We start from the raw sequence: 7756 nt of genomic DNA on the forward strand, positions 1-7756 counted from the left end.
GTCGAGGTCGAGCACGGCGCAAGGGTAATGCTCATGGCATGTGCGAGCTTGACGAGTTGATGTTCCGCCAAGCGTTCCAGAAGCTTCTCGAATGCACGCGTTTGTGTGCCATTGGCGAGCGCCTCCGCCAGTCCTTCGGTGGTGCGCTGAGGAACAAGCGCGACTCGGCGCGGAGAGCACGTGGTACCTCTCAATGTCATGCGGCGGATGCTCTGCTAGCGGATCGATGTCTACAACGACCTCGCGCGTTGCGGAGCCCGGCGTTGCAGTGCCGAGTCGCATCGAAAAGGTCAAGACATAGCCGAGAGCGTGGAAACCGAGGACCAGCGGGCTAGGCTTATTGCCAGGGGAGTACGCCTTGCGCAGGGCCTTCTCTTCGGCCGGCCGATGGCGCATTCGTCCTTGCGCCGCTGGATGGGCGAGCGTGTGCACGGCGTGCCGATATCAAAAGCCGGATATGGAATTTTAAATGACTTTGCGGATTCCGCACCCTAATATGTTAAGGAAGCCCTCATCCCAGCCCGGAGAGGCTCATGCCCCCGGCTTCCCTCTCAATCCGCTCCGTCGATGTCTAACTATCTGGAAGGGTGAACCATGAGGAATGAAAGAGGCGGCCTGCGCAAGGATCTCGATGCATATCGGCTGCAGTGGCGCGTTCTGAGCTTCTATGAGCGCTTCGAGCAGATCGTTGCCCACATCCTGAGCGCAGTGGTTTCAGTGATCATTGTCGTATCGCTTTGGCAACTGATACGCGCGGTCGCCATGTTGCTTATGTCGGGCGCACTGAACCCGCTGGATCATGGGACGTTTCAATCGGTGTTCGGCATGGTCATGACACTGCTGATCGCAATGGAATTCAAGCATTCAATCACCAGGGTTATGGTGCGGCGCGACCACATTGTCCAAGTCAAGACCGTCATCCTCATTGCCCTGTTGGCGATAGCGCGCAAATTCATCATTCTCGACCCGGCCACGCCGCCCGCGCATATCGCCGCTCTTGCGGCTGCATTGGTTGCGCTTGGCATCGTTTACTGGCTGATGCGCCAGCGCGACGACCCGGTTGATGCCGCGATGGCTGAACAAGGCAAATCTGCGCCCATGAAGGCGGCGCATCAACGAGGCATCGAACGGGACGGCAACGATCAGGATGCGAATGCCTGAGCGACTCGTGGCCTTCTCGAAAGCGGACACCCGCGTCATGGTTCTGGTCAGCCTTCGCCAGCGATCCGCGGTCGCCATCTGCAACCACCGGCTGCAGCGCTTCGACGGCGACGAGGCGGTCACCTTCCAGTGGAAGGACTACAAACATGGGCCCGCAAGCCGGACCATGTCGCTCGCGGCCGACGAATTTCATCCGCCGCTTCCTGCTGCACGTCCTGCCCGACGGCTTCAAGCACATCCGCAGTTACGGCCTGCTGGCCAATCGCCACCGAGCAGCCAAGCTTGCCGCCTGCCGCCGGGTGGCCCCAGCGGACGACACCTCCAGCCTCATGGACGACTACCGTGAACGTTACCAGCGACTCACCGGCAGGTCGCTACACGATTGCCCCATCTGCGCCAAGGGTCACATGGTATGCATCGAAACGTTCCTGCCGGGTGCACTTCCGCGTGCGCCGCCCCCTCACCATGTTCACTGATCTGTTGGCATTGCCCTCGACCACGTGTCCATTATTCCTGCGGGCAACGCGCCCGGGCTTGCTCCATCCAGGTCTTTCTGCATGGAAATGTCTGAAAGCTGCCCGATTCATCTCGCGATGTCCACCCTTACACTGGCATCGCACGATCGCCATCGTCACTTCACCGCAGTCCCGTGGGCGGCTTACGCGTGTGGATCGCGCCGGATCATCGCGGCGACCTTTCAATGCCCATAGACGCTACCGCCCGTGGAGCGGTTTAGCACAAACGGTTTTTTGGCTACTGGTCGCGTGCTCTCCGCAGGGGCTGTTCATACGCAGCGGCCGCGACCGCTAACCAAGGAACCTCTGCTAAATGTGGTGGACCACATTTGGTGCCTGAATTGGGCACGCCGGGATCCATTGGTATGGACGCCCCCAACTCACAACCCAATCGCGTCAGAGATGCGATAGTGGAAGGGTTGCGTAACCTACTGTAAGAAGGAGGAGCGTTCGACATGAAGATCGCGACCGTTGGTATCGACTTGGCGAAAACTGTATTTCAGGTGCATGGTGTTAACGAGCATGGTAAGACCGTGTTGAGGAAGCAACTCAAGGGCGACCGGGTCGCCGCTTCTTTTGCCAACATGCCGCCGTGTCTGGTTGGCATCATTGGTTAGGCCAGATACTGGCCGAGGTGGGAGCGCTGCATCCCGGTGCCACCGCTGGTTTCCATGATCGTCGGCGCACTGCCAGCACCAACCTTATGCGCCAGCCGGATGCGGAGATTGCCCCCTACGATGCCCGTATGACCGCGGATCGCGCGGAGATCATGCTCTCGGGCCTGTCGACGGCGATGGCCGGTGCGGCGTGGCCCGACCGGGTCGGCCCGGTCTTCCTCGCCGGTGGCATGCACTACCGTCGGGTGATACGCGCGGCCGAGGAGCGGTGGGCGGATAAAGCCATGCTGCGCGGATAGGATGATGACCTGGGGCTGCGCATCAGCTCGCACATGCGCGCGAAACGTTTCATACATGACGCCGCGATACAGATCCATGGCGGGGCAGGGCGGTTGAGCTTCGTGGCCGAGCAGGCCATCAGCACCAATGGGCGAGCCGGCGACCGCGCGACGGTTGCGCGAGCGATTTCATCGAAGAGGCTGAGTTGCGTGGGGTGGGCCTGCATCGGAAGCACGGGGGTGATGGGATATACATCCAATCTACAGGGGCAGGCTCGAAGTCAAGGCCGGGCAGCCGGGAGCCGTCAAATGTCCCGTCCGGCGCGCTTGGCGTTGCGCGCCCCGACAAGCGAGGCCTTGCTGCGCGTTGCCAACTCGGGGATTGGCACCTGCATCATGTTTCGTGCGGCCTCGTGTATCGCGCTGGTGAGGCACTCACGTCTGCCAGCCACGTCAACATTCCCATGGTTCCGGATCAAGCGGGTCGCGTTGAAACGCCAAGCGGGAAGCCGTGCGGTGGCTCCGGCCTCGGGTGCCGCGCTGATGCCGACGGTGGCGTGCCACACGCGGTCCATTCCCAGCTGTACCGTATCGTAGTGAATCACCAGGACCGTCCCGGCAGCACTAAAAAAGCGCTCGAACTCAGTCGAAATCAGATCCTGCACGACGCCGCCGGGATCACCCACCGGCTCGTCGCCGTAGGCGAGGACGCCGAGCGCTGACGCGGGCGAGGCGGAAAAGGTGAGGGCGGCGCCGATCGCGGCGATGGTGCTAATGCGCTGCGTCAAGGGCAGTAGCTTCTCCGCATCAAAAATGAGCAATCGTCCAAGTTCGCCCTTGGGCGACCGCTTTCAGGAGTCGAACTGCCTCCCGGATGTCGAATAGTTGATGTGAGCCAATGACGGCTCGTGGCCGAACGCGGTCCTATCAAAGGGTTTTCGGCGTGCCCCGCCGACCCACCAGATCAACGAAATCAACGAAATATCACGGCCCGCAGATAGCTCGCGGTACGACTGTCCACGGCGAGCGCCACCGTCTCCGGCACGCCACTCACAACGATCCTCCCGCCGCTTTCTCCCGCACCCGGGCCGATGTCGAGGATCCAGTCGCTTTGCGCCGCGACACGCATGTCGTGCTCGACCAGCACCACAGTATTGCCGGCATCGATGAGCCCATGCAGATGCACCATCAGGCGATCGGTGTCGGCTGGATGCAGACCGGTCGTCGGCTCGTCGAGGATGTAGAGCGTATCCCCGCGTTGCGCACGCTGCAACTCGGTCGCAAGTTTGATGCGTTGCGCTTCGCCTCCGGAGAGCTCGGTGGCCGGCTGACCAAGCCGTAGATAGCCGAGGCCGATATCACGGAGCACAGTCAGTGAGCGCATCACCTGCGCCTCGTCGACGAAGAAGTCGCATGCCGTGTCCACGGTCATCGCCAGCACCTCGGCAATATTGCGCTCGCGCCAGCGAATCTCGAGCGTCTGCGGGTTGTAGCGGCTGCCCTGACAGGTCGAGCAGGGCGCGTAGACGCTGGGCAAAAACAGCAGCTCGACCATCACGAAGCCTTCGCCCTCGCACGTCGGACATCGCCCCTGCGCGACGTTGAACGAGAACCGGCCGGCGCTGTAGCGATGCTTGCGTGCAGCGGGAGTCGCGGCGAACAGCTTGCGCACAGCGTCGAACAACCCGCAATAGGTCGCGAGATTCGAGCGCGGCGTACGGCCAATCGGCTTCTGGTCGACGCGCACGAGACGTTTGATCTTGTCCATGCCGGCTGTGATCCGCCCGTCGGTCGTGACGGGCGGGGTGGCAAAGAGCGGGTCGACTTCGTCGTCTTCGGCAAGATCGGCTGCGCGCCCGAGATGTTCCGCCACAAGCTCCGTCAGCGCCTGGCTCACGAGGCTGGACTTGCCGGAGCCCGAGATGCCCGTTACCGTGGTCAGGCAACCCAGTGGAAAATCCGCAGCAAGATTGTGCAGATTGTTGCGCGTCACGTCTTCGAGCCGCAGCCAGCCGCGGGACTCGCGGCGCGGACGGGTCGCAGCCTCGCTCGCCTGCGCCTCTAACTCGCCTTGCGCAAACAGGTAGCGGCGTGTGCGCGAGTTTTCGACATCTGCAAGGCCGGCGGGTGGTCCGCTGTAGATCACACGTCCGCCCGCCTCGCCGGCATCCGGGCCCACGTCGACGAGCCAGTCGGCGCGCCGCATCACGCCAATGTCGTGCTCGACCACGAACAGGGAATTGCCCGCAGCCTTCAGGCGCTGCAACGCTTCGAGCAACGCATCGCCGTCCGCAGGATGCAGTCCGGCAGACGGCTCGTCGAGCACGTAAACAACGCCGAATAGTTGTGACGACAACTGCGTCGCGAGCCGCAGCCGTTGCAGTTCTCCGGAGGACAGCGTTGGCGTCGCACGGTCCAGCGCAAGATAGCCGAGACCGAGGTCGATCAAGGTTTTCAGACGTTCGAGCAGTTCGATCGCGAGCCGCTGCGCTGCCACACGCTTCTCGTCGGACAGGTTAGGCGTACGGCGCACGTCAGGCGCCCCCTGGTGAGCCTGTCCGCCGGCCGCGACACGTCTGGCGGTCGCCTTGCGCCGGCTGTTCCTGTCGAGAATCGCGCCGTCGGGAGATGTGCTGGAAGACGGCCACTGGCCGCGCGAGACGGGTTCGAGCAACGCAGCGAGCCGAGCGATGGGGAGTTGTGACAGCTCGCCGATATCCATACCGGCGAATGTCACCGAGAGTGCTTCCGCCTTCAGACGCTTACCGTGACACGACGGACATTCGCCGCCGATCATGAACTGCGACACGCGTTTCTTCATCAACGCGCTCTGCGTATTTGCGAAGGTATGTAACACGTACCGGCGCGCGCCGGTGAACGTGCCCTGGTAGCTGGGCTGTGCCTTGCGCCTGAGGGCGGCGCGCGTCTCCTTCGGCGTGAAGCCGGCATAGACCGGCACCGTTGGCTGTTCGTCGGTGAACAGAATCCAGTCGCGGTCTTTCTTCGGCAGATCGCGCCACGGCGTGTCGACGTCGTAACCGAGCGTGACGAGTATGTCGCGCAGATTCTGACCGTGCCAAGCGGGCGGCCATGCCGCGATCGCGCGCTCGCGAATCGTGAGCGAGTCGTCGGGCACCAGCGAGCGTTCGGTCACGCTATATACGCGGCCGAGCCCATGGCAGGTCGGGCAGGCGCCCTGTACCGTATTCGGCGAGAAGTCCTCCGCATACAGCATTGGCTGCTTCGGCGGGTAGCTGCCGGTTCGCGAGTACATCATCCGGACGAGGCTCGACAGCGTCGTCACGCTGCCCACTGACGAACGCGCGCTCGGCGTGCCACGCTGCTGCTGCAAGGCGACCGCCGGCGGCAGGCCTTCGATCGCATCGACGTCGGGCGCACCGACCTGCTCGATCAGCCGCCGCGCGTAGGGCGCGACCGACTCGAAGTAACGCCGCTGCGCTTCCGCGTACAGCGTGCCGAATGCGAGCGACGACTTGCCGGAACCGGACACGCCGGTAAACACCACCAACGCATCGCGGGGAATGTCGACGTCGACATTCTTCAGGTTGTGCTCCCGTGCGCCGCGAACCTGGACGAAGCCGCGTGGCGCGAGCGTGGGCGACTCAGGGTGATCAACAGAATGCTTGACAGTCGAGGACCGTGAGGGCTTGGTCATGGCAGCAGGGATAGGTGCGGGGGTGACGGCCTTAAACGTGGTCGCAAGCGGCGTGCCGCTGGGTCCCACCGTACGAGGCGAGCTTGCGATCAGACTCCTTACTCTACTGGATTTTCATGCGTAGGCTCTTGGGCCACGAAATGGTTCGCTGGTTATTTCGACCACGCTACCGTGAAGTTACTTCCTGCGATTGTGAATGTCAGTCTTCGTCCTGAGGTGGCTTGCCAGGAAGCGCCCAGATTCGCCGGCCCTCATCCACCGCGCGCTGCACCACGATGCGTGGCAGCACCGTGGCAAAACGCGTGGCCTCGACGAACTGCATGATGGTGCCGAGGATGCCGATCTCGAATTTTGGCTGCAGCGTGAGGTCTTCGATCTGCGTCGCGGCGTCCAGCACGCCGCGCAAGCCATGGCGTTTGGTGGGCAGCACCAGTTCCAGCCCGGGCAGCTTGGTGAGTTCCACCGCCGCCGGCAGTTCCGGGCCATGCTCGGCGCTGGTGACCAGCACAATTTCCTCGTCTGCTAAGTGGGTCGATTAGGTATCAATGAATCTGTGTAACGTGACTTAGCGTATCATTTTTTTTGCTGCGGCAGGCCTCGGAAAGCCTGGCCGATAACTGGGGAAAACCCTTATCTGTGGCGCGCGGTGAGGCCGTATGTGCCCACTAAGCACCGCCCTGCTCGACATCATTAGAAGTGATGAATGCGATCAAAAAATAATATTATAACTAATACCATATTCTCACTAAGCTCCTGCTCGATGTTGCATGAACCAGCGGATTCGCCCACCGGGTCCGGCGCGCAGAACGGAGTCAGGAATGAGAACAAACGATGCTGGCGGCATGACCGGCACGACACAGGAAACAGCGGCAGCGGGCGTTTGCCCCGCGCCGCGACACGCTTTCCCGTGCCGGCCCGCAATCCCCGCTAGCCAGATCGACCGCCCCGGTCCCGCCACGCGGGAGGACCGGTCATGAGCGACATGCGCAGCCTGCCGGCAGCAGCAGCGGCCGTCCACCTTGAATCCACTGCGGCCGGGCGCCAGCGTCACGTGGGCCGCGCGATGGAGCGGCTCGAGGACGCCGCGATCTAACAACTGACTCGAGAGCCCGTCGCGGGAAAACCGCACACCGGGTTCGGAGGCGGGGGACGGCGCTCGCCGTTTCCTAGCGCGTTCATTTCATCTTTTTGGGGTGGCTAGGATTCATGGGTCTGGAGATATATAGGCCGCTAGCGGCCGAAGGCACGGCGCGCACCATCACCCCGGGCATTTCGGCATTCATGCTCGTATTGTCGGTCTGGCTGGGGTTCGCGCTCTGGGCCGGATGGGACAGAGGCAGCGAATTACGCAGGATCCAGGCTGATGCCGACCGGCTTGCCCATACCCTCGGCCAGCACGTCGAGCGCACATTGATGGAGGCGGACCAACTGACCTCCCTGCTAGGCGGCGCCGTCATCGAACGGGGGCTGGATTTGCCGCTTGCCGAATGGACCCGCAACGGTCATCTC

The 7756-nt window shown here is 62.7% G+C and carries 5 protein-coding genes and 4 pseudogenes; 4 read left to right on the forward strand and 5 right to left on the reverse strand.

What is annotated here, in order from left to right; all coding sequences use genetic code 11:
• Positions 1-200: hypothetical protein (locus AC1DKD_RS36710; RefSeq protein WP_477144389.1), on the reverse strand; the 200-nt coding region annotated here is incomplete at its 3' end.
• A gap of 394 nt (positions 201-594) precedes the next feature.
• On the opposite strand from AC1DKD_RS36710, the gene AC1DKD_RS36715 reads away from it, so the two are divergent.
• From AC1DKD_RS36715 to AC1DKD_RS36725, 3 genes and pseudogenes are all read left to right on the forward strand, one after another.
• On the forward strand, positions 595-1161 hold the full coding sequence (locus AC1DKD_RS36715; protein ID WP_267600556.1) for a phosphate-starvation-inducible PsiE family protein: 567 nt from the start codon (positions 595-597) through the stop codon (positions 1159-1161).
• Positions 1162-1216: 55 nt separating this feature from the next.
• Positions 1217-1637 (forward strand): annotated as a pseudogene (locus tag AC1DKD_RS36720) (transposase); the annotation flags it as partial.
• Positions 1638-2131: 494 nt separating this feature from the next.
• Positions 2132-2284, forward strand: a pseudogene (locus AC1DKD_RS36725) (IS110 family transposase); the annotation flags it as partial.
• A 5-nt stretch (positions 2285-2289) separates the two neighbouring features.
• Here AC1DKD_RS36725 and AC1DKD_RS36730 read toward each other — a convergent pair.
• The 4 genes and pseudogenes from AC1DKD_RS36730 to AC1DKD_RS36745 form a co-directional block, all read right to left on the reverse strand.
• Positions 2290-2670 carry a hypothetical protein gene (locus AC1DKD_RS36730; protein WP_441631341.1) on the reverse strand — a complete coding sequence of 127 codons (381 nt, stop codon included), beginning with the start codon at positions 2668-2670 and terminating at the stop codon, positions 2290-2292.
• Positions 2671-2876: 206 nt separating this feature from the next.
• A complete protein-coding gene (locus tag AC1DKD_RS36735) occupies positions 2877-3359 on the reverse strand; it encodes a hypothetical protein (RefSeq protein ID WP_441631343.1) in 483 nt (160 codons plus the stop codon).
• 185 nt (positions 3360-3544) lie between these two features.
• Positions 3545-6247 (reverse strand): excinuclease ABC subunit UvrA, encoded by a 2703-nt coding sequence (locus AC1DKD_RS36740; RefSeq protein ID WP_441631345.1) that lies wholly within the window; start codon positions 6245-6247, stop codon positions 3545-3547.
• 199 nt (positions 6248-6446) lie between these two features.
• A pseudogene (locus AC1DKD_RS36745) lies at positions 6447-6773 on the reverse strand (LysR substrate-binding domain-containing protein); the annotation flags it as partial.
• A 680-nt stretch (positions 6774-7453) separates the two neighbouring features.
• Between AC1DKD_RS36745 and AC1DKD_RS36750 the strand changes: the two are divergent.
• A pseudogene (locus AC1DKD_RS36750) lies at positions 7454-7756 on the forward strand (hypothetical protein); the annotation flags it as partial.

The organism is Cupriavidus sp. 05T313, assembly GCF_056396665.1.

Bases quoted from the DNA above. Each gene is read 5' to 3' on its own strand.
- AC1DKD_RS36740 (WP_441631345.1), bottom strand. From the start codon at position 6,247: ATGACCAAGCCCTCACGGTCCTCGACTGTCAAGCATTCTGTTGATCAC.
- AC1DKD_RS36715 (WP_267600556.1), top strand. From the start codon at position 595: ATGAGGAATGAAAGAGGCGGCCTGCGCAAGGATCTCGATGCATATCGG.
- AC1DKD_RS36730 (WP_441631341.1), bottom strand. From the start codon at position 2,670: ATGGATCTGTATCGCGGCGTCATGTATGAAACGTTTCGCGCGCATGTG.